The sequence below is a fragment of the Bradyrhizobium sp. 199 genome, from assembly GCF_023073355.1.
GTDB lineage: Bacteria > Pseudomonadota > Alphaproteobacteria > Rhizobiales > Xanthobacteraceae > Bradyrhizobium.
The window spans coordinates 1566595-1587721 of sequence record NZ_JADPJI010000005.1 but is presented as its reverse complement, the minus strand read 5'-3'; the positions used below and the strand labels follow the sequence as shown (position 1 = coordinate 1587721).

The window sequence follows — 21127 nt, the reverse complement described above, 5'->3', positions numbered from 1 at the left end:
ATGGCGGTTTCAGCGTAAGCGGAACCAATGGCCGAGACCTACCCAAGCCCCCGTTTTGGAGCGCCCCGCGAGACGAAATCGCCTTCAAATCCGGGCAGCGGGCTCGTGCGCATGCTCGATGTCGTCACGGCGAGCCACGCGCGCGCGGTCGGCTTCCTCGTACTCTGCGCGCTGCTACTGTTCCTGCCGGGCTTCTTCACCATCCCGCCGATCGATCGCGACGAGGCGCGGTTTGCCCAGGCCACCAAGCAAATGGTCGAGAGCGGCGACTATGTCGACATCCGCTTCCAGGAGGACGTCCGCTACAAGAAGCCGGTCGGCATCTACTGGCTGCAGTCGGCCGCGGTTGAAGCTGCATCGGCGCTGAAGCTGCCGAAGGCCGAATTGCGCATCTGGGTGTATCGGCTGCCGTCGCTGCTCGGGGCGATCGGCGCGGTGCTCATGACCTATTGGGCCGCGCTCGGCTTCGTCACGCGGCGTGCCGCCGTGCTGGCTGCGCTGATGATGTGCGCTTCGGTGCTGCTCGGCGTCGAGGCGCGGCTCGCCAAGACCGACGCTATGCTGCTGCTCTGCGTGGTCGCGGCGATGGGCGCGATGGCGCGGGCCTATCTGTCCTGGCAGCGCGCGGAGGACGAAACGCATCCGCCCTGGAGCTGGCCCGCGATCTTCTGGACCGCGCTGGCCGTCGGCATCCTGATCAAGGGCCCGCTGATCCTGATGTTCGCCGGGCTGACCATCGTTGCGCTGGCAATCGTGGACCGCGACTCGTCCTGGCTGTGGCGGCTGCGCCCGGTCTGGGGCCTGATGTGGATGCTGGTGCTGGTGCTGCCCTGGTTCGTCGCGATCTTCTGGCGCGCGGGCGAAACCTTCTTCGCCGATTCCGTCGGCGGCGACATGCTGAGCAAATTAGGCGCCCAGGAATCCCATGGCGCGCCGCCCGGACTCTACCTGGCGCTGTTCTGGATCACGTTCTGGCCGGGCGCGCCGCTCGCGGCGATGGCGGCGCCCGCTGTGTGGCGAGCCCGGCGTGAGCCCGGCGCGCAGTTCCTGCTGGCTTGGCTGATCCCGTCCTGGATCGTGTTCGAGGCGGTGTTGACGAAGCTGCCGCATTACGTGCTGCCGCTCTATCCCGCGATCGCCATTCTCACCGCCGGTGCGGTGGAGCGGCGCGTGCTGTCGCGCTCCTGGCTGATGCGCGGTTCGGCCTGGTGGTTCGCGATCCCGGCCGCCGCCTCGATCGTCGCGGTGGTCGGCGCGGTGATGCTGACGCGGCAACCGGCCTTCGTGGCCTGGCCGTTCATCGCGGCCTCGCTGATCTTCGGCCTGTTCGCCTGGTGGCTCTACGACAACAATCGCGCCGAACGCTCGCTGCTCAACGCGCTGGTCGCAGCCCTTATGCTGGCGGTGGTCGTGTATGGCATCGTGCTGCCGTCATTGACCCCCCTGTTTCCGAGCATCGAGGTCGCGCGCGCGCTCCGCAATGTCACCTGCGTCGGGCCCAAGGCTGCCGCTGCCGGCTATCACGAGCCGAGCCTGGTCTTCCTGACCGGCACCCAGACCCTGCTGACCGACGGCTCGGGCGCGGCGGATTTCCTGCGGCAGGGCAGCTGCCGTTTTGCGCTGATCGAGCAGCGTTCGGAGCGCAGCTTCGTGCAGCGCGCCGAGGCTATAGGGCTTCGCTACAAGGTCGGCAGCCGCATCGACGGCTATAATTTCTCGCAAGGCCGCGCGATCTCGATCTCGATTTTCCGGTCGGAAGGCACCGAATAGGATGTCGACCCCGACCAGCACCGCGCCACGTCCGGGCTATCCCGCGCAATTGCTGGCCGTGTTCCGGCACGCCCTGACGCAACTGGTTCGCACGCCCTCACATTCGCGCCGCGCAGAGGCCGCACGAAAACTGGCGCGGCATTCGCTGTGGCTCAGCGCAGCGGGCGCAGCCCTGGTCATTGTTCTCATGGTCGCGTTCGACCAGACCGAGATCCAGCTGATGCCAGCGCGCGGCACGCCCGGCCTATGGCCGATCCGCATCCTCACCGATTTCGGCAAGGATGAGTACCTGCTCTCGGTGTTTGGGGGAGCACTGGTGGTGTTGGCGTTCGTTGCGGCATCGCTTCGCGGGCCTCGCCGCACGCTGCTGCTTGGTCTCGGTACGCGGCTGCAGTTTGTGTTTCTGTCGATTGCCGTGTCGGCATTCGTGGCCGAGATCCTGAAATACATCATCGGCCGCGGCCGTCCGTTCGTCGGCGGCAAGGCCAATCCGTTCAACTTCGTGCCGTTCGAGGGGACAGGGGCTTATGCGAGCTTGCCGTCAGGTCATGCTGTGGCAGCGTTCTCCCTGGCGTTTGCCGTATCGGCACTGTGGCCGCGCCTGCGCGTGTTCATGTTCACTTACGCAATCGTGATCCTGTTGACGCGGCTGGTGCTGGTCGCACATCACCCGAGCGACGTCGTGGCCGGCGCCCTGGTCGGCACAGTCGGCGCCATGGCGGTCCGCTACTGGTTCGCGGCCCGAAGGCTGGGCTTTGCCATCCGCGCCGACGGCACCATCGTGCCTCTTGCAGGGGCGGTCTCGGGCCGCCTCAAAAGGGTTGCCCGCGGGGCATCCGCCCCATAAAAGCGGCTGCCTGCCGGGGGGACTGGTTCCCCAGGAGGCCAATCCAACCCACGAGCCTTGATCTTGTCGACGTCCCAGCCCTCGGTTTCCATCGTCGTCCCCGTGCGCAACGAAGCCGACAATATCGCGCCGCTGATCGCGGAGATTGGTGCGGCGCTCGACGGCCGCTGGGCCTATGAGATTATCTACGTCAACGACGGCTCGACCGATGCGAGCGGCGAACGGCTCACGGCGCTCATGGCGCAGCGGGACAATCTGCGCCAGCTCCGCCATGCCAGGTCAGGCGGCCAATCCGCGGCCGTGCGCAGCGGCGTGCGCGCGGCGCGCGGGGCAATCGTGGCGACGCTCGACGGCGACGGCCAGAACAATCCGGCCTTCCTGCCGGACCTGATCTCGGCGGTCGAGAAGGGAGCGGGGCGCGTCGGGCTCGCTGCGGGGCAGCGCGTCGGACGCAAGGATACCGGCTTCAAGAAATTCCAGTCGCGCGTGGCCAACGGCGTCCGCAACGCCATCCTCAAGGACGGCACGCGGGATACCGGCTGCGGGTTGAAGGCATTCCGGCGCGAGGTCTTCTTGATGATGCCCTATTTCGACGGGCTGCATCGCTTCCTGCCGGCGCTGGTCCGCCGCGAAGGCTACGACATCGCCTATGTCGACGTGATCGACCGGCCGCGCCATTCCGGCGTGTCGAACTACGGATTCTTCGACCGGCTGTGGATCGGCATCATGGATCTCGCCGGGGTGTGGTGGCTGATCCGCCGCAAGAAACCGACACCAGATGTGACTGAGGTGAACGCATGATCATCCAATACGGTCAGGCGCTGAGCAACTATCTCTACGACGTCTTCGTCGCCAAGTTCGATTTTTGGCTGGCATTCGGCCTCGTCGCGCAGTTGTTCTTCACCGCGCGGTTTCTGGTGCAGTGGATCGCGAGCGAGCGCGCCGGCAACAGCGTGGTGCCGATGGCGTTCTGGTTCTGCTCGATGGGCGGCGGGCTGATGACGCTGGTCTACGGCGTGGTCAAGCGCGAGCCGGTCATCATCCTCGGACAATCGCTTGCGACCATCATCTATATCCGCAACATCATGCTGATCGTGAAGAACCGCGGCCGCGCTTCGAAGACGCTGGAGCGCTAAAGCACGATCCGGAAAAGTGCGCAGCGGTTTTCCGAAAAGATCATGCTTGAACAACAACCTAAAGCGCGATGGCGATTCATCCTAATCGCATCGCGCTTTAGCGCGGCAATGCCGAGGCCGCGCCGGAGGCGGGCAGGGCGGCTGTCTCCGCCTCGGTCCTGCGATAGGGCTCGCCGGCCGCATCCAGCACGGGATAGGCGACCGAGCAGATGTGCGAGTGGATGCGCCTGAGGTCGCGCAGCACGTCGAGATGCAGCGACGTCGTTTCGATGGTTTCGGGGCGGCCCTCACGCAGGCGGTCGAGATGCCGTTCGACCGCGGCGAGCTCGGTGTTGCGCAGCGCGGTCTTCTCCACCAGCAGCTTGCGTGCCTCGTTGGCATCCCCCGACATGAAGACGCCGAACGCGATCCGCAGCGAGTCCATCGTCCGCTTGTGGAAGGCGGCGAGTTCGTCGGCCCCTTCCGCCGAGAACTGGAAGCGCCGCTTGATCTTCTTGGTGGCGAGCTCGCTCAGGCTCTTGTCGATGATGTCGCCGATATGTTCGAGGTTGATGGCGAAGGAGATGATCTCCATCGCGCGCCGCCCTTCGCTCTCGTCGAGGCTGCCCCGCATCAGCTTGGTCACGTAGAGCTTGATGGCCTCGTCGAGACCGTCGACGAAATTGTCCATCTTGGAGACCTGGTCGACCAGCGCACGGTCGCCTGTCATCATCGCGGCCATCACCTTGCGCAGCATGACCTCGACGAGGTCGCCCATGCGCAACGTTTCGCGGGCGGCGTCGGTGAGCGCCAGTGACGGCGTCTCCAGCGCGGTCTCGTCGAGATAGCGCGGCCGGGCCGGGTCGGCCTCCTGCACGCGGTCCGGCAAGAGGCGGGTGAGCAGGCGCGATATGGTGTCGAGCAGGCCGATGAAGATAACGGCCGTGCCGACATTGAAGGCGATGTGGAAAGCCGCGGTCATCTTGGCGAGATCGGGCTGCCAGGCGTGCATGTGCCCGGCGATCGCGCCCAGGAAGGGCAGGACGAGGGCAATCCCGATCACGCGGTTGACGAGATTGCCGACCGGCAGGCGATAGCTCGCGGGATCGTCGCGCTTGGCGCCCTCGAACACGGGATTGATGGCGCTGCCGAGATTGGCCCCGAGCACCAGCGCCAGCGCCGCATCAGGCGTGATGAACTGCGAATAGGCCAGCGACATGATGAGGAGCACGCTGGCGACGCTCGAATGCACCGCCCAGGTGACGAGGGCGGCGATCACGATGCACAGGACAGGATCGCCCGTGATGGCGGACATCACGACGCGGACACCGGGCGCGTTCTCGGCCGGCGCCAGCGTGTCGAGCAGAATGTGCAGCGAGAGCAGCATCAGGCCAAGGCCGATGCAGACGCGGCCGATGTCCTTGATCCGCGAACGCAGACCGGAGCGGAAGGCGACGAGGCCGAGCACGAACAGCACCGGCGCAACGGCTGCGATGTTGAACGACAGCACCTGCACGATCAGCGTCGTGCCGACATTGGCCCCGAGCATGATGGCGAGCGCGGCGGCGAGGCTGACGAGACCCTCGGCTGCGAACGAAGAGGTGATCAGGGCGGTCGCCGTGCTGCTCTGGAGCAGCGCGGTGAGCCCGAGTCCGGCGGCGAAGGCGCTGACGCGGTTGCTCAGCGCCTTGCCGAGCAGGCGCCTGAGGTCGGGGCCGAAGGCGCGCAGAATCCCGCTGTGGACCATGTGCAGGCCCCACAACAACAGCGCAACGCCGCCCATGAGATCGAGCAGAACCAACGTTCCCATGCTCCGTGTCCGGATTGGAGTCGATTGGTGAGGCTAGCGCCAAATGCTTGAGGTTCAAACCATTTGTTGGCGCGTCGCCGTTAACGTTTACGGCACGGGCACGTTCCTACCGGAGCGATGCCACATCCGTGGGCGCGCTGCTTTGTGCGCAGGCTCACATTGCCGCCTTGAGGGCAGCAAAGCCGCGATCGAGATCGGCCTTGAGATCCTCGACGCTTTCGACACCGATATGCAGCCGCAAAGTCGGGCCGCCGGGCGCCCACTTGGTCGCGGTGCGATAGCCGTCGCAGTCGAAGGGAATCGCAAGGCTCTCGAAGCCGCCCCAGGAAAAACCCATGCCAAACAGCTTGAGCGTGTTGAGCATGGTGTCGACCGCCTTCTGCGGCGCCGGCTTCAGCACGATGCTGAACAGGCCGGATGCGCCGGTGAAGTCGCGTTTCCAGATCGCATGGCCCGGATCAGTCTCGAGGCCCGGATGCAGCACGCGCGCGACCTCGGGCCGCCCGGCCAGCCAGCGCGCCATGTCGAGCCCGGAGCGATGATGCTGCGCCAGCCGCACCGACAGCGTGCGCAGGCCGCGCAGCGCGAGGAAGACGTCGTCGGGGCCCGCGCAGACGCCGAGCAGGCGGATGCCCTCGGCGACCATCGGCCAGGCCTTGGCATTGGCCGAGATGGTGCCGAACATGATATCGGAATGCCCGCCGATATATTTGGTGGCGGCCTGCATGCTGATGTCGACGCCTTGGTCGAGCGAACGGTGATAGAGCGGCGTCGCCCAGGTGTTGTCGTCGATGACGAGCGCATCGCGCGCATGCGCGACCTCGGCGATGGCGCGGATGTCGGGCATCTCGAAGGATTGCGAGCCCGGCGCTTCCACCAGCACCGCTCTTGTGTTTTGCCTGAACAGCTTGTCGATGCCCGCGCCGATCATCGGGTCGAAATAGGTGGTCTCGATGCCATAGCGCGCGAGCATGCCGTTGCAGAAATTGCGCGAGGGCCGATAGACGTTGTCGCAGACCAGGATGTGGTCGCCGGTCTTCAGCACCGAGAGCAGTGTGGTGGAGATCGCTGACAGCCCCGACGGCACGATGCCGACGCCAGCGCATTGCGGCCCCTCCAGCGCCATCAGCGTCTCCTGGAACGCCTTGGTGGTGGGGGAACCGTGGCGGCCATAGGTGAACTCGCCGCGATGCGCGTGCAGGTCCTCGGCCGTGGGGTAGAGCACGGTCGAGCCGTGAAAGACCGGCGGATTGACAAACCCCTTCTGCGCCTTGGTGTCGCGGCCGGAGGTGACCAGCCGGGTCTCGGCGTGCTGCTCTTGGGGGTGCGAGGAATCCATGCGTCTGCTTTCATAACCGCGTTTCCGCCGCGCACCTGGTGCCTCGCGGGTCGGCCGAAGGCCGCCATCTTTAATAACAGAACACAGAAGAGTCCCGTCAACCCCTTGACCCGGCAGGCCAGCCGCTCTCCAATGCGCAGGTGCTATTCAGTCGCCGCATGTTGAGGGGCAGCCGCGACCTTCGATCCATCGTCTGACCGGACCTTGCGCCACAGCCACAAAGGCGGGCGCCTGCGGCGGGGATTAGGTTATGGCCTCTCGGGATGGGCGGGTGTTCGGCAAGGTTCCAGCATGACTCTTGCAAGGCAAGTCCTGGTAGGATTTGCCCTGGCGGAGCGATCCTGAGACAACATTCCTGACCTTGAGACGACCTTGAAAGGCCCAAAGCTCATGAAACGCGTAACCCTGGCTCTCACCCTCGCTCTCACCGCCGGCCTCTCCGCCCAATCCGCCGACGCGCAAACGCTCAAGACCATCAAGGACCGGGGCATGTTGTCCTGCGGCGTCAGCCAGGGCCTGCCGGGATTCTCTTCGCCCGACGACAAGGGCAACTGGACTGGGCTCGACGTCGACGTCTGCAAGGCAATCGCGGGGGCGATCTTCAACGATGCCACCAAGGTCAAATATGTGCCGCTGTCCGCCAAGGACCGTTTCACCGCGCTGCAATCCGGCGAGATCGACGTGCTGTCGCGCAACACCACCTGGACCATCTCGCGTGACACCTCGCTCGGCGCCAACTTCACCGGCGTGACCTATTATGACGGGCAGGGCTTCTTGGTGAAGAAGTCGCTCAAGGTAAATTCGGCGCTCGAGCTCAACAGCGCCTCGGTCTGCGTGCAGACCGGCACCACGACCGAGCAGAATCTCGCCGACTACTTCAAGGCCAACAACATGAAGTATGAGGTGATCGCGTTCGGCACCAACGATGAAACCGTCAAGGCCTATGAAGCCGGGCGCTGCGACGTCTTCACCACCGACCAGTCGGGCCTCTACGCCAATCGCCTGAAGCTCGCCAATCCCAACGAGCACATGGTGCTGCCCGAGATCATCTCGAAGGAGCCGCTCGGTCCGATGGTGCGCCACGGCGACGACCAGTGGTTCGACATCGTGAAGTGGACGCTGTTCGCGATGATCACCGCCGAAGAGCTTGGCGTGACCTCGAAGAACGTCGACGAGAAAGCGAAGCTGGAAAATCCCGAGCTGAAGCGCGTGCTCGGCAGCGACGGCAATTTCGGCGAACAGCTTGGCCTGACCAAGGACTGGGTGGTGCGGATCGTGAAGACGGTCGGCAATTACGGCGAGGTGTTCGATCGCAACGTCGGCGCAGGCTCGCCGCTCGCCATCAATCGCGGTCTCAACAATCTCTGGAATAAGGGCGGCCTGCAGTACGCGCCGCCGATCCGCTGATCGCCCCTGATCCGCCTGGCAGCGGCATGAGCACCGAGGCCCGAAAACCGCCGCCCCAGATCGCGCTGAAGATCAGGCGCATTCTGGGCGGCAAGGCAGGCTGGAACGGCATCGCGGTCCAGTTTGCCTTCGCGGCAATCCTGGGCTGGATCGGCTACGAGATTGTCTCAAACGCCCGCGCCAATCTCGAGAACCAGCACATCGCCGCCGGCTTCGGTTTCTTGCGAAACAATGCCGGCTTCGATGTCAACCAGACGCTGATCTCCTACACCGGCTCGGACACGTTCCTGCGCGTGTTCGTGGTCGGTCTGCTCAACACGCTCGTGGTCTCGGTGGTGGGCATCGTTTTCGCCACGTTGATCGGCTTCATCGTCGCGCTGTGCCGGCTCTCGCCCAATTGGCTGTTGTCGCGCGTCGGCGAGATCTATGTCGAGATCATCCGTAACCTGCCGCTGCTGTTCCAGATCCTGTTCTGGTACCTCGCAGTGCTCGCGGCCTTGCCCAATCCGCGGCAGAGCATCTCGCTGTTCGGCATTGCCTTTGTCAGCAACCGCGGACTCGTCATTCCCAGCCCGATCGGCCAGAGCGGCCTCGAGCCGTTCCTGGCGATGCTGGCGCTCGGCATCGTCGCGGCACTGGTCTTGCGCTTCTATGCGCGGCGCGCATTGTTTCAGCGGGGGTTGGTGATCCGGATCTGGCCCTACGTGCTGGGTCTGCTGTTCGGTCTGCCGCTCGCCGCGGCGCTGGTGTTCGGTGTGCCGTTCACCTTCGAGCTGCCGCAGCTGAAGGGTTTCAATTTCGCCGGCGGCTCGCGCATCATTCCGGAGTTCGTCGCGCTGACGCTGGCGCTGTCGACCTATACCGCCGCCTTCATCGCCGAGATCGTGCGCGCGGGCATCCTGTCCGTCCATAGCGGACAGATGGAGGCAGGGGCCTCGCTGGGCCTCAGCCGCGGCACCACGCTCCGGCTGATCGTCGTGCCGCAGGCCATGCGCGTCATCGTGCCGCCGCTGACCAACCAGTACCTCAATCTCACCAAGAACTCGTCGCTGGCGGTCGCGATCGGCTATCCTGACCTCGTCTCCGTGTTCGCCGGCACGTCGCTGAGCCAGACCGGGCAGGCGATCGAGATCATCGCCATGACGATGGGCATCTATCTCCTGATCTCGCTCCTCACCAGCGCCGTCATGAGCGTCTATGGTTGGCGCGTCAGCCGGAGTCTGGGCGCATGAGCGTTATCGCCTCGAACAGCTTCGTCCGTCAGGATCTCCTCACCGAGCGTCCAGCGCCGGTGAAGACAACGGGCTTTGTCGGGCTGATGCGGACGCGCCTGTTCAACTCGCCGACCAACATCCTGCTCACGATCGTCGGCGCCTTGCTGCTGTGGTTCACCATCGTTCCATCCGTCAGGTTCCTGATGGTGGATGCGGTGTGGAGCGGCAAGGACCGCACGGCATGCCTCACGGAGAACGCTGGCTTTGTAGTCGGCGCCTGCTGGCCCTACATCCAGGCCAAGCTGCCGCAATTGATCTACGGTTTCTATCCCGAGGCCGAGCGCTGGCGAGTCAATCTCACATTCGTCCTGGCGGTGGTGCTGCTGGTGCCGATGCTGGTGCCTCGGTTGCCGGCGAAGGGTCTGAATGCAAGCCTGTTCTTCATTGCGTTTCCAGTGGTCGCGTTTTTCCTGCTGCACGGCGGCGGCATCAAGGGCTTTGGCTTGAGCTGGACGGCTGACCTGCTGCAGCTGTTCGACGAGAGCATCGTCAATGCGGGACAGGCCCTGCTCACTCTCAGCAAGACCTCGGCCATCGCCCCGCTCTTCTGGATTGTCGGCAATTTCATCGTGCTGGTCGGCACCGCGATCTATTGGCTGATCGTTCCGCTGACCTGGCTGCGTGACCAACTCCAGGCAACGGGCCAATCGGTCTGGACCGATTTCGCCATCACGGCTGCGATCGTCTCGCTGATCGCCTTCGTTCTCGGCGGCGGCGTTCGCACCGGCGGGCGGGCTCTGGTATCGAGCCTCGTCACCTTCATTGCCATGGCCATCGTCATCAAGCTGATGGGGCTCGATCACGGCGGATTGCCCGTTGTGGCGACAAATCTGTGGGGCGGCCTGCTGGTGACGCTGGTGGTCTCCGTCACGGGCATCGTCACCTCGCTGCCGATCGGCATCGCGCTGGCGCTCGGCCGCCGCTCCACCATTCCGCTGATCCGGATCTTTTCGATCGCCTTCATCGAGTTCTGGCGCGGCGTGCCGCTGATCACCGTGCTGTTCTTCGCCACCTACATGCTGCCGCTGTTCCTGCCCGGCAATTTCACCGTCGACGGTCTCGTTCGCGCGCTGATCGGCATTGCGCTGTTCACGGGCGCCTACCAGGCCGAGAACGTCCGCGGCGGGCTCGCTGCGATCCCGCGCGGGCAGGGCGAGGCGGCCGCGGCCCTGGGCCTATCCTGGTGGAAGACGACCTCGCTGATCGTGCTGCCGCAGGCGCTGCGTCACGTCATTCCGAACCTCGTCAACAGCTTCATCTCGCTGTTCAAGGACACCTCGCTGGTCTCGATCGTGGCGCTGTTCGATCTACTGGGCTCGCTGCGAGCCTCGTTCTCCGATCCGAAATGGTCGACGCCTTCGACCGCGTTCACCGGCTTCGCCTTCGCCGGGATCATCTACTTCATGTTCTGCTTCGGCATGTCGCGCTATTCGCTGTTCGTCGAGCATCGTCTCAACGCCCACCGCCGCAACTGATCGAGCCCATCATGTCTGACCCCATCGTCAGGATTTCCGGCCTCAACAAATGGTACGGCGACTTTCACGTGCTGCGCGACATCGACCTCGCGGTCGAGAAGGGCGAGCGCATCGTGATCTGCGGGCCTTCGGGATCGGGCAAGTCGACATTGATCCGCTGCATCAACGCTCTCGAGGAATTCCAGGAGGGCGAGATCGTCGTTGACGGCATCGAGCTCGGGCCCAACCTCAAGCACGTCGACGCAGTGCGCCGCGAAGTCGGCATGGTGTTCCAGAGCTTCAATCTGTTCCCCCATCTCACCGTGCTGGACAATTGCACGCTCGCACCGATCTGGGTGCGCAACCTCCCGAAGAAGGACGCCGAGGAGGCCGCGATGAAGTTCCTGGAGCGGGTTAAGATTCCGCATCAGGCCAACAAGTTTCCGGGGCAGATGTCCGGTGGCCAGCAGCAGCGCGTCGCAATCGCGCGCGCCCTGACGATGAACCCCAAGGTCATGCTGTTCGACGAGCCCACCTCGGCGCTCGACCCCGAGATGGTCAAGGAGGTGCTGGACACCATGGTGGACCTCGCCGAGGAGGGCATGACCATGCTGGTCGTCACCCACGAAATGGGCTTTGCCCGCGAGGTCGCCAATCGCGTGGTGTTCATGGACGCCGGCCAGATCATCGAGGCCAACACCCCGAATGAATTTTTTGCGGCGCCTCAGCACGCGCGCACAAAACTGTTCCTGAGCCAGATCCTGCGGTGATACCCCGGGAAATCCCGGGGAGTCCCAGATGGAGCTGACCGGACGGTCAGGCTCGCGAATCAGTTAGACTCTGCTCAGGGCATCCTCCGGAGAGACACCTTGCAGAGCAGCGGCGGCGGCGCGCGCGCATTTCAGAATGCGCGATTGCAGAAGAAATTGATCAAGCAGGCCGACGCCGTCATCGCCGCGGCGGCGAACGCCTATGGTCAGGGCCGATATGCCGAGACCGAGGCGCTGTGCCGTGAGATCCTGAAGGCCCTTCCGGATCATGTCGATGCCACACACCTGCTCGGCATGTGCGCCCACGACGGCCGGCGCCTTGAGGAGGCGAAAGAGCTGCTGGAGCGCGTGATTGCGCTCGATCCGCGCCTGCACGATGCCCATAACAACCTCGCGACCGTGCATTTCGACCTCGGCAATTACGACGAGGCGCGGCGTTGCCAGGAGAGGGCGATCGCGCTGAAGCCGAATTTCGCGGTGGCGCTGACCAACCTCGGCAACACGCTGATGCATATGGGGCAGTACGAGCAGGCGCTCGTGCTGCACGAGCGAGCCATCAAGGTGAAGCCGGATTATGCCGATGCGTTCTGCAATCGTGGCATGGTCGAGATCGTGCTTGGACGGGTCATGCGCGCGAAGGAGAGCTTCGATCGCGCCTTGCTGTTTCAGCCGCGTCACGCCGAGGCCATCGTCGGCAGCGGCATGGTCAGCATGGAACTCCGGCACTACGACGAGGCGGCCGCCAAGTTTGCCACGGCGCTGGCGATCAAGCCCGGCGCCCCGAGGATCCTGGCCCAGCGCGGGCGGCTCAGTTACGAACTGCAACGCCTGGAGCCCGCGCTTGCGGATTTCGAGGCGGCGCTTGCGATCTCGCCCAAGCTCGAGCTGGCGCTCCGGGGCAAGGCTCAGACCTGCCTCGTCATGGGAAGAACCGCGCAGGCGATGGCGGCCGCGACGACCCTGATCGAGCGAAATCCGCGCTCCGAGATGGGAATGGCGCTGATGGGCTTCGCTTATTCGAACCAGGGCGACATGGACACCGCGATCGCATACCTCGATCGGGCGCTGGCGCTCCGACCGGACTATGGGGATGCGATCAGAGGAAAGATATTTCTGCAAGACTACCGCGCCGAGGCCGATTTCGTGGTCCAGCAGGCCGTGCGAAAATCCTGGTGGGATGCGATCGGCTCGAAGATTCCCAAAAGGACGCTGCCCAAGCGGGAGCTCGATCCGGAGAAGCGGATCGTGGTCGGCTATGTCGCCGCCGAATTCCGCCAACACTCTGCGGGTCTCACCCTGTTGCCGGTCCTGCGCAACCATGATCACACCAAATTTGAGATCATCTGCTACTACTGCTGGCCGGGATCAGACGAGTACACCGCCAAGTTCAAATCGATGGCGGACGTCTGGGTTGATGCCTGGGGGCTTTCGGACGACGAACTCGCCGATCGTATTCAGGCCGACAACGTCGACATCCTGATCGACGTGTCGGGCCATACCACAGGCAACAGGTTGCAATGCTTCGCGCGGAAGCCGGCGCCGATCCAGGCCACGGGCTTCGGTCACGCCACGGGCACCGGCATGTCGACCATGGACTATGTGCTCGCGGATCCCATCTTCATTCCACCATCGGTCCGGCACTTGTTTCCCGAGAAGATCCACGATCTGCCCTGCCTGATCACGATGGAGCCCGTCACCAATCTGCAGCCCTCAGAGCTGCCGATGCTCCGCAATGGCTACGTCACCTTCGGCGTGTTCAACCGCATCTACAAGATCTCGGATGATGCGATCCGCGTGTGGTCGGCCATCATGCGTGAGGTGCCGGGATCGAAGATCATCCTCAAACATGGTCTGCTCGATGATCAGCTGCTGCGCGATAGCCTGATCGCACGCTTCATCGCGCAGGGCATTGCGGAGGAGGACATTACGTGCCTTGGCACCACCTCGCGCGACGATCATCTGAGGGCGTTTGACCAGATTGATATCTCGCTCGACACATTCCCGCAAAATGGCGGTATCAGCACCTGGGAATCCCTCTACAAGGGCGTTCCCGTCGTTGCCAAGCTCGGTAACGGAGCCTCCTCGCGTGCCGGCGCCTCCATCGTGACCGCCGTCAGTCTCGGCGACTGGATCGCCGAGGATGATGCTGGCTATGTCGAGATCGCCCGAAGGTTTGCCTCGCAGCCCAAATATCTGGCGAAGTTGCGCGCGGGTTTGCCGGCTCAGATCGCAGCCTCGCCCGCCGGCAATGTCGAAATCTACACGCGCGAGCTCGAAGCGGGTTATCGCCAGTTCTGGCGCGACTATTGCGCTGCCGCCGCGGAAGGCGGCGACACTGCATAGGCCGGGCAGGCGCACCAGGCCATTGCGGCCAAATCCGGCGGTGAGCCCCGGGATGTCCCGGAGGTCCTCCGAGCGGCCGGCCTGACGCGCGAATCAGTTAGACTCGCCACGGGCCATCTTCCGGAGAGACACCTTGCAGAGCAGTGCCGGCGCGCGCGCATTCCAGAACGCGCGATTGCAGAAGAAAATGAAGAAGCAGGCGGACGCGGTCATCTCGGCCGCGGCGAGCGCCTATGGCCAGGGCAGATATGCCGAGACCCAGTCACTCTGCCGTCAGATCCTGCAAGCTGTTCCGGACCATTTCGACGCGACGCACCTGCTCGGCCTGAGTGTGCAGCAGGGCGGGCGCCTGGAGGAGGCGCAACAGCTGCTCGAACGCGCGATCGCGATCGATCCGCGTTCGCACGAGGCTCACAGCAATCTTGCGACCATGTACTTCGCCCTGCAGAGATATGATGCAGCGCGCGCCTGTCAGGAGAAGGCGATCGCGCTGAAGCCGAATTTTCCGCCGGCCCTGGTCGGCCTAGGCAACACCTTGCTCCAGACGAACCTGCCCGAACAGGCGATCGAGCTGTATGACCGCGCCATCGCCCTGAAACCCGACCACGCCGATGCGCTCTGCAATCGTGGCTTGGCCGAGCTGGCGCTGGGCCGGTTCGACCGCGCCGTGCAAAGCTTTGAGCGCGCTCTGCTGTTTCAGCCGCGTCACGCCGAAGCCCTCGTCGGCAAAGGCGTGGTCGGCATCGAGCTCAAGCACTACGATGAGGCGGAAGCTGCACTCGCAGCGGCGCTCGCGATCAGGCCCGGATCGGCGAAGGTCCTCGCGCACCGCGGCCGGCTCAATTTTGCGCTGTCGCGGCCGGAACAGGCGGCGGCGAATTTTGATGCAGCACTTGCGCTTTCGCCCAAGCTCGAAGTGGCCTTGCGGGGGAAGGCGGAAGTCGCGCTGAGCATGGGGAATACCGCGCAGGCGATCCTGGCCTGCACGGCGTTGCTCGAGGAAAATCCGCGCTCGGCGATCGCGCTCGCGCTGCTGAGTTCCTGTTTTGCAAACCAGGGAGAGATCGCGGCCGCGATCGAGCATCTCGACGCCGCGCTGGCGATTGCGCCGGACGAGCCGGACCTGATCGCGCGGAAGATCTACTTCCTCGACTTTCTCTCCGAGGCCGATTTCGCGGTCCAGCAGGCGGCGCGCAAATCCTGGGGGGATGCGATCGGCGCCAGATTGCCGCAAAAAAAGCTCGCACCCCGGCAGTTCGATCCCGACAGGCGGATCGTGGTCGGTTACGTATCCGCCGAGTTCTGGTACCACTCCGCGGCGTTCGGACTGCTACCGGTGCTGCGCCATCATGATCGCGCCCAATTCGAGATCGTCTGCTATTCGTGCTCGCCGACGCGAGACGAGATGACCGCCAGGTTCAAGTCGTTGGCGGACGTCTGGGTGGACGCCTCGCAACTTTCGGACGACGAGCTGGCCGATCGTATTGAGGCCGACAAGGTCGATATCCTGATCGACGTGTCCGGGCATACCACCGGCAACAGGCTCCCTGTCTTCGCCCGCAAGCCGGCTCCGATCCAGGTCACGGGTTTTGGACATGCCACGGGCACGGGCCTTCAGGCCATGGATTACGTGCTCGCGGATCCGATCTTCATTCCGGAATCGGCCCGCCATCTGCTGGCCGAAAAGGTTCATGACCTGCCGTGCCTGATCACGATGGATCCTATCCTCGATGTGCCCTCTTCGGAGCTTCCGATGCTCCGCAACGGCCATGTGACCTTCGGCGTCTTCAATCGCATCTCCAAGATCTCGGATGAGGCCATCCGTGTGTGGGCGAAGGTGATGGGCGAGGTGACCGGATCGAAGATCATCATCAAGCATACGCTGCTCGACGATCCGCTGGTGCGGGGCGGTCTTCTGGCCCGTTTCATGGCGCACGGCATCGCCGAGGAGAACATCACCTGCCTCGGCTCGTCCGAGCGCGTCAAGCATCTGCGGGCCTTTGCGAACGTCGATATATCGCTCGATACTTTCCCGCAAAACGGCGGCGTCAGCACCTGGGAATCCCTCTATGCGGGCGTCCCGGTCGTTGCCAAGCTCGGCCACGGCGCCTCGTCGCGGGCCGGCGGCTCCATCGTGACTGCCGTCGGTCTCAATGACTGGGTCGCGGAGGATGACGAGGGTTATGCCGCGATCGCTTGCAAATACGCGGCGCAGCCCGCTTATCTTGCGAAATTGCGCGCAGATCTGCCGGCACGGATCGCAGCCTCGCCCGCCGGCAATGTCGAGATTTACACGCGCTGGGTCGAGAAGGGTTATCGCCAGTTCTGGCGCGACCATTGTGCCGCGGCCGCGGAACGCGGCGAGGTCGCATAAACCGGCCAGACCGCGCCGATCTTGTGGACGCGGGTCCCCGACCTGAGGGCGCCTGTGACGATCAGGCGAACGGCGGCTTGATGTTGCTGCGCTTCTCCAGCCACTCCGGCACCGGCAGGTTCTTGGCGCGCATGAAATCCGCGTTGAACAGCTTCGACTGATAGCGGCTGCCGGAATCGCACAGCACGCTGACAATCGTCTTGCCGGGCCCGAGCTGTTTGGCGAGGCGCATCGCGCCCACGATGTTGATGCCGGTCGAGCCGCCGAGGCACAGGCCTTCGTGCTGGAGCAGTTCGTAGATGGCGCTGACGGCTTCGGCATCCGGAATGAGATAGGCGTCGTCGACCTTCGCGGTTTCGACGATCGCGGTCGCGCGATTGAGGCCGATGCCCTCGGTGATCGAGCCGCCGGTCGTCGCCTTGGCATCGCCGGTCCTGAAATATTCGTACATGCCGGCGCCGTGCGGGTCGGCGCAGGCGATCCGCACGTTCTTGTTCTTCTCCTTCAGATAGCGGCTGGTGCCGGCGAGCGTGCCGCCACTGCCGACCGAGCAGACGAAGCCGTCGACCTTGCCGCCGGTCTGCTCCCAGATCTCGGGCCCCGTGGACTCGTAGTGCGCCTTGGCATTGTCGAGGTTGTTCCACTGGTCTGCGAACAGCACGCCGTTGGGCTCGGTCTTGCGCAGCTCGTCGGCGAGCCGCTTGCCGACATGCTGGTAGTTGTTGGGGTTAGCATAGGGCAGGGCCGGCACCTCGATCAGCTCGGCGCCGCACAGCTTCAAGAAATCCTTCTTCTCCTGGCTCTGCGTTTCCGGGATCACGATCAGCGTGCGATAGCCGCGCGCGCTCGCCACGACCGCAAGCCCGATGCCGGTGTTGCCGGCAGTCGCTTCCACGACGAGACCGCCGGGTTTGAGCTCGCCGCGCTTCTCGGCCTCCAGGATCATCCATTTGCCGGCGCGGTCCTTGACCGACTGGCCCGGGTTCATGAACTCGGCCTTGCCTAGAATGGTGCAGCCGGTCAGTTCCGAGGCGCGCTTCAGCTTGATCAGCGGGGTGTTGCCGATGGCTTCGACAACGTCATTTCGAATGGTCATGTCAGGGAAATCGCTACCAAGGGGTTGATCTGGTTGGCCAGAACCTAGTGCTTGGGAGGGCAAAGGGGAAGGCTTTTGCGCTGCGGCGAAAGCGGCTGAAACGCCTGTCGAAACAGGGACATTATCGAGCGGCGCGACCGGCGATGATACGCTTGGCTGCGCGGCGGGATATCAATAGGAGGAAACGACTGAACTCCGCCAGCGCACGGAAGATGATGGTCGTCACCAGCCAGGTCACGACCGCCTTTTTCCAAAGGCGGGTCGGAACGACATCAGGTAACGTGGACAGTGAGGGCGCGACCAAGCCGAGGCCGCGCGGGGCGTAATGTGACCGGATCGACAAGCCCCGATGCCGGTGTGGCAGCAATATCACATGAAATCTTGGTAAGCTTGCTCACGTTCCCAACGTTTTCGGAACGAGAGAAGTATCTGCGAGACAGTCACCTTTTGCATTTTCATCGCTCCGCTTCAGGCGTGTTGGCCCAGCCATCTCGCGACGGCGGGACTGTCCCGCGGTTCAGCGCCCGGCTAGTATCAATGTCGAAGTTCCGCAGGAAGCATCACCGTTGTGAACGAGTTGTCCAAAACCCCCCGATTGTCCCGCCCCGATTCGGTTGATCCGGTTGTGCGGCGGCTAGATCTGCCCGGCGGGGGGTGGATGTGACACAGGATGTTCCGGCGATCGCCATGCGGCGGGCCGAAGGTTCTGCATCCCGGACGCTGCGCGCGGCGCGCTGGCTTGCGGTATTGTGCCTCGCCGCCGGCTCGGGCGCGTGCGTGCTGACCCAGGACCTTCCCGATCCCGCCCTCGACGTTCCCACGCAGTACAAATACGCGGGCAAGGGCGATACCCCGCCGTCATTGGATTGGTGGCGTGGCTTCCGCTCCACGGAGCTGACGCAGCTGATGGAAGAGGCGCAGACCGTCAACCTCGACATCGCCGCCGCCGCCTCGCGCATCGTCCAGGCTGACGCCCAGGCGCGCCAGGCGGGCGCGGCTCTGCTGCCGAGCCTGTCAGGCACCGGGCAGGAGACGTATTCGCGCACATCCGGCTCGTCAGCCTCGGGGCTCACCAATGGCGGACGTGAGGTCGTCAATTACCAGGCCTCGCTGAGCGCGAGCTACCAGCTCGACTTCTGGGGCCAGAACCGCGATGCGCTGCAGACGGCCGAGGAGACCGCCAACGCCAACCGCTTCGATCGCGACACCGTCGCGCTGACGACGCTGGCGGCCGTGGCCAACGCCTATTTCCAGGTGCTGGCTTCGCAGGACCGCATCAGGACGTCACAGCGCAACATCGCCAGCGCGCAGCGCATCCTCGACGCCGTCAGGGAGCGGCGCAAGGCCGGCACCGGCACGGATCTCGACGTCGCTCAGCAGGAGAGCGTGCTCGCCAACCAGAAGGCCCTGGTGCCACCGCTGCGCCAGACGCTGGACCAGAACGTCAACGCGCTCGCCGTGCTGGTCTCGCGCCCGCCGGAGAGCGTTCGCGTGCTCGGCGGCTCTCTCGACCGGGTCGCGATCCCGCGCGTGACGCCCGGCCTGCCATCCGAGCTGCTGACGCAGCGGCCGGACATCCGCCGGCAGGAGGCGCAGCTTGCGTCTGCGACCGCCAACATCGGCAACGCCCGCGCGCAGTTCTTTCCGACCATCCAGCTCACCGGCAATGGCGGCTATCAGAGCGCGGCGCTGGTCTCGCTGTTCCAGCCGCATGCGGCCTTCTTCCAGCTCGTCGGCAGCGCGACGCAGCCGATCTTTGACGGCGGCAGAATCCTCGGCAATTTCGAGTTCGCCAAGGCGCGGCAGGACGAGCTACTCCAGACCTACCGCAAGACCATCATCCAGGCCTTTTCCGACGTCGACAACGCGCTGTTCTCGATCAAGCAGACCACGATCAGGTTGCAATTGCAGCGTGAAGTCGTTGCCGCCTCGCGCCGCGCCTTCGATCTCTCCGAACAGCAATTGCGCGCCGGCACCGCCGACATCGTGACCGCGCTCAACACCCAACTGACCCTGTTCCAGGCGGAAGACGCGCTGTCACAGGCGCAACTGGCCCGCCTGCTCGCTTTCGTCAGCCTGTATCAGGCCCTCGGCGGCGGCTGGGAGCCGCGAATGGAGAAACCGGTCAATGCTCTTTAAGCCGGATGCCAAGCAGGGCGCGGAACAGGGGACGACGAAAAAATCGCGCGGTCGCGGCTTCGTCGTGACCTTGATCACGCTCGCTATCCTCGGCGGGCTCGGTTATCTCGGCTGGATCGCCACACATCAGCAACAGGCCAACAACCGCAACCAGCGGCCCGATCTGCCGGTGCCCGTGTTGGCGGCGAGCCCGCGGGTCCAGGACGTTCCGGTCTATCTGGACGGCGTCGGCGCGATCCGCGCGCTCAACACCGTGACCGTGCGCTCGCAGGTCGACGGCAAGCTCATCGCCGTCAACTTCACCGAGGGACAGGACGTCAAGAAGGGTGACGTGCTCGGCGAGATTGATCCAGCAATCTATCAGGCGCAATACGATCAGGCGGTCGCCAAGAAGGCGCAGGATCAGGCCCAGCTCGCCAACCAGCGCATCGACCTGACGCGCTACGAGCAATTGGCCGCCTCCAATGCCGGCTCCAAGCAGCAGGCGGATACCCAGCGTGCGCTGGTCGCGCAGACCGAGGCGCTGGTCAAGGCCGATCAGGCCGCGATCGACAACGCGGGGGCGACGCTGAGCTACACCAAGATCGTGGCGCCGCTCTCGGGCCGCGCCGGCCTGCGCCAGGTCGACCAGGGCAACATCATCCACGCCTCGGACACCACGGGTCTGGTGGTGATCACGCAACTGCGGCCGATCGCGGTGTGGTTCAGCCTGCCGCAGCAACAGATCATGCGCGTCAATGCTGCCGCGGCGAAAGGCGCGCTCGCGGTCGACGTGTTCGGCAATGACGGCATCACCGTGATCGACACCGGCAAGCTCACTGGCATCGACAATCAGGTCGACCAGACCACCGGCACGCTCAAGCTCAAGGCCGAATTCCCCAACGCCAACTACCAGCTCTGGCCGGGCCAGTTCGTCAATGTCCGCCTCAAGGTCGAGACGTTGACGCAGGCGCTGGTGGTGCCGACATCGGCCGTGCAGCGCGGTCCGATCGGGACTTTCAGCTATGTCATCGGCGAGGACAATGTCGTCTCGGCCAAGCCCGTGACGGTAACCCAGCAGAACGAGCATGACGCCGTCATCGCGAGCGGCCTGGCACCGGGCGACAAGGTCGTCACAACGGGCTTTGCCAATCTGTCCGACGGCTCCAAGGTGATCATCGGCCGCGACGACCAGACCCCGTCAGCGGATCTCGCGCCGCGCAAGCGTTCGCGCGGGCCGGACGCTCAGAAGAAGGATGGCGCCAAGGAAGGTCAGAAGGACGGACAAGGCAAGGACGGCGAGTTCCGCGCCAAGCGGAGCGGCAGCGAAGGCGACCAGAAGGGACAGACCGGGCCGGCTCCGGGGCCAGGGGCATCGGGATCTGGGGCCAAGCAGCCATGATACCGACA

The 21127-nt window shown here is 64.5% G+C and carries 15 protein-coding genes; 12 read left to right on the top strand and 3 right to left on the bottom strand.

All coding sequences use genetic code 11. The annotated features are described in order from the left end of the window. Positions 1 to 27: 27 nt before the first annotated feature. The 4 genes from IVB28_RS16095 to IVB28_RS16080 all read left to right on the top strand — a co-directional run bounded on the left by IVB28_RS16095 (position 28) and on the right by IVB28_RS16080 (position 3753). Entirely contained in the window at positions 28 to 1770 is a 1743-nt protein-coding gene (locus IVB28_RS16095) for a glycosyltransferase family 39 protein (protein WP_247527439.1), read from the top strand. Position 1771: 1 nt separating this feature from the next. Next, positions 1772 to 2617: a phosphatase PAP2 family protein gene (locus IVB28_RS16090; RefSeq protein WP_247527438.1), complete on the top strand. Its 846-nt coding sequence runs from the start codon at positions 1772 to 1774 to the stop codon at positions 2615 to 2617. Positions 2618 to 2680: 63 nt separating this feature from the next. Next, positions 2681 to 3418 (top strand): glycosyltransferase family 2 protein, encoded by a 738-nt coding sequence (locus IVB28_RS16085; protein ID WP_247527437.1) that lies wholly within the window; start codon positions 2681 to 2683, stop codon positions 3416 to 3418. Beyond that, positions 3415 to 3753 carry a lipid-A-disaccharide synthase N-terminal domain-containing protein gene (locus IVB28_RS16080; protein WP_018641850.1) on the top strand — a complete coding sequence of 113 codons (339 nt, stop codon included), beginning with the start codon at positions 3415 to 3417 and terminating at the stop codon, positions 3751 to 3753. Before IVB28_RS16085 ends, IVB28_RS16080 begins: the two co-directional genes overlap by 4 nt. 97 nt (positions 3754 to 3850) lie before the next feature. Here the strand turns inward: IVB28_RS16080 and IVB28_RS16075 are convergent, their stop codons facing one another. Further along, a complete protein-coding gene (locus IVB28_RS16075) occupies positions 3851 to 5542 on the bottom strand; it encodes a Na/Pi cotransporter family protein (RefSeq protein WP_247527436.1) in 1692 nt (563 codons plus the stop codon). Between the two features lie 154 nt (positions 5543 to 5696). Next, positions 5697 to 6881, bottom strand: coding sequence for a cystathionine beta-lyase (gene metC / locus IVB28_RS16070; protein WP_247527435.1), 1185 nt, complete (start codon positions 6879 to 6881; stop codon positions 5697 to 5699). Positions 6882 to 7271: 390 nt separating this feature from the next. On the opposite strand from metC, the gene IVB28_RS16065 reads away from it, so the two are divergent. From IVB28_RS16065 to IVB28_RS16040, 6 genes are all read left to right on the top strand, one after another. Next, on the top strand, positions 7272 to 8288 hold the full coding sequence (locus tag IVB28_RS16065; RefSeq protein ID WP_247527434.1) for an amino acid ABC transporter substrate-binding protein: 1017 nt from the start codon (positions 7272 to 7274) through the stop codon (positions 8286 to 8288). A gap of 26 nt (positions 8289 to 8314) precedes the next feature. Further along, positions 8315 to 9520 carry an ABC transporter permease subunit gene (locus IVB28_RS16060; protein ID WP_247527433.1) on the top strand — a complete coding sequence of 402 codons (1206 nt, stop codon included), beginning with the start codon at positions 8315 to 8317 and terminating at the stop codon, positions 9518 to 9520. Continuing rightward, positions 9517 to 11037: an amino acid ABC transporter permease gene (locus IVB28_RS16055; RefSeq protein ID WP_247527431.1), complete on the top strand. Its 1521-nt coding sequence runs from the start codon at positions 9517 to 9519 to the stop codon at positions 11035 to 11037. The genes IVB28_RS16060 and IVB28_RS16055 overlap by 4 nt, the downstream gene beginning before the upstream one ends. 11 nt (positions 11038 to 11048) lie before the next feature. Beyond that, a complete protein-coding gene (locus tag IVB28_RS16050; protein ID WP_249797739.1) occupies positions 11049 to 11786 on the top strand; it encodes an amino acid ABC transporter ATP-binding protein in 738 nt (245 codons plus the stop codon). A 99-nt stretch (positions 11787 to 11885) separates the two neighbouring features. Continuing rightward, complete coding sequence (locus tag IVB28_RS16045) at positions 11886 to 14129, top strand: tetratricopeptide repeat protein (protein ID WP_247527429.1); 2244 nt, start codon at positions 11886 to 11888, stop codon at positions 14127 to 14129. A gap of 133 nt (positions 14130 to 14262) precedes the next feature. After that, positions 14263 to 16503, top strand: coding sequence for a glycosyltransferase family 41 protein (locus IVB28_RS16040; RefSeq protein ID WP_247527428.1), 2241 nt, complete (start codon positions 14263 to 14265; stop codon positions 16501 to 16503). A 61-nt stretch (positions 16504 to 16564) separates the two neighbouring features. Here the strand turns inward: IVB28_RS16040 and IVB28_RS16035 are convergent, their stop codons facing one another. Then, on the bottom strand, positions 16565 to 17599 hold the full coding sequence (locus tag IVB28_RS16035; RefSeq protein WP_247527427.1) for a cysteine synthase A: 1035 nt from the start codon (positions 17597 to 17599) through the stop codon (positions 16565 to 16567). A 687-nt stretch (positions 17600 to 18286) separates the two neighbouring features. On the opposite strand from IVB28_RS16035, the gene IVB28_RS16030 reads away from it, so the two are divergent. Together IVB28_RS16030 and IVB28_RS16025 are read left to right on the top strand one after the other, a co-directional pair. Next, the gene (locus IVB28_RS16030) at positions 18287 to 19738 is read left to right on the top strand and encodes an efflux transporter outer membrane subunit (protein ID WP_247528563.1); all 1452 of its coding nucleotides are present in this window, start codon (positions 18287 to 18289) and stop codon (positions 19736 to 19738) included. Further along, the gene (locus IVB28_RS16025; RefSeq protein WP_247527426.1) at positions 19728 to 21119 is read left to right on the top strand and encodes an efflux RND transporter periplasmic adaptor subunit; all 1392 of its coding nucleotides are present in this window, start codon (positions 19728 to 19730) and stop codon (positions 21117 to 21119) included. Before IVB28_RS16030 ends, IVB28_RS16025 begins: the two co-directional genes overlap by 11 nt. The last annotated feature ends 8 nt before the right edge of the window (positions 21120 to 21127 follow it).

Bases quoted from the DNA above. Each gene is read 5' to 3' on its own strand.
- IVB28_RS16035 (WP_247527427.1), bottom strand. From the start codon at position 17,599: ATGACCATTCGAAATGACGTTGTCGAAGCCATCGGCAACACCCCGCTG.
- IVB28_RS16090 (WP_247527438.1), top strand. From the start codon at position 1,772: ATGTCGACCCCGACCAGCACCGCGCCACGTCCGGGCTATCCCGCGCAA.
- IVB28_RS16075 (WP_247527436.1), bottom strand. From the start codon at position 5,542: ATGGGAACGTTGGTTCTGCTCGATCTCATGGGCGGCGTTGCGCTGTTG.
- IVB28_RS16030 (WP_247528563.1), top strand. From the start codon at position 18,287: ATGCGGCGGGCCGAAGGTTCTGCATCCCGGACGCTGCGCGCGGCGCGC.
- IVB28_RS16050 (WP_249797739.1), top strand. From the start codon at position 11,049: ATGTCTGACCCCATCGTCAGGATTTCCGGCCTCAACAAATGGTACGGC.
- IVB28_RS16065 (WP_247527434.1), top strand. From the start codon at position 7,272: ATGAAACGCGTAACCCTGGCTCTCACCCTCGCTCTCACCGCCGGCCTC.
- IVB28_RS16025 (WP_247527426.1), top strand. From the start codon at position 19,728: ATGCTCTTTAAGCCGGATGCCAAGCAGGGCGCGGAACAGGGGACGACG.
- IVB28_RS16060 (WP_247527433.1), top strand. From the start codon at position 8,315: ATGAGCACCGAGGCCCGAAAACCGCCGCCCCAGATCGCGCTGAAGATC.
- metC (WP_247527435.1), bottom strand. From the start codon at position 6,881: ATGGATTCCTCGCACCCCCAAGAGCAGCACGCCGAGACCCGGCTGGTC.
- IVB28_RS16095 (WP_247527439.1), top strand. From the start codon at position 28: ATGGCCGAGACCTACCCAAGCCCCCGTTTTGGAGCGCCCCGCGAGACG.
- IVB28_RS16055 (WP_247527431.1), top strand. From the start codon at position 9,517: ATGAGCGTTATCGCCTCGAACAGCTTCGTCCGTCAGGATCTCCTCACC.
- IVB28_RS16080 (WP_018641850.1), top strand. From the start codon at position 3,415: ATGATCATCCAATACGGTCAGGCGCTGAGCAACTATCTCTACGACGTC.